1 protein-coding gene is annotated in these 495 nt (G+C 68.9%); it reads right to left on the bottom strand.

From position 1 onward, the window contains the following. Window positions 1-178 precede the first annotated feature (178 nt). A partial coding sequence (locus ABTU92_RS25375) for an RDD family protein (RefSeq protein ID WP_408094389.1) occupies window positions 179-495 on the bottom strand: 317 nt, incomplete at its 5' end.

Genomic DNA, 495 nt, shown 5'->3' with positions numbered 1-495 from the left:
CAACCCGGGCGCCGACGCCCACCCCGCAGACCATCATCGCCTTCAGTGACCAGTCCCGTTCCGTAATCCGTTCCGTAACCCGTCTCGTAACCCGTCCGGCCGGTAATCCGTCCCGTCGGTCGTCTCTTCCGCCGGCGGCCCGTTCCGCCCGAGGGTGGCTCCGCCGGGCGCGACCCGGTCAGTAGCCGAGACCAGCCGCCCGCAGGCGCGCCGCCCGCGACCCGTTGTTGATCACCACCGTGCCGAGCAGGATATCATGGAGAAGCCGCCGGCGGTGATTGAAAAAGCATGCCAGCAGCACGAGCGGCGACAGGGCCGAGACCGACACCCAGAACAGCACGGCATGCACGGCGCCGAGCAGGAAGGTGGACGGTGCGCCGTCGCCCTGGCGCATCTGCAGATCGACCATGCGCATGCCCCAGGTGGCGGTTTCGGGTCCGCCCAGCGTGGTTCCGTAGTATAGAAGCGCCCAGATCACGGTCGCCGGACCGGCGA

Origin of the sequence: Rhodoplanes sp. SY1 (genome assembly GCF_046000175.1) — a bacterium.
Lineage (GTDB): Bacteria > Pseudomonadota > Alphaproteobacteria > Rhizobiales > Xanthobacteraceae > Rhodoplanes.
Note: the sequence above shows the minus strand (reverse complement) of the source record. Positions and strands in the feature narration are given on the sequence as shown.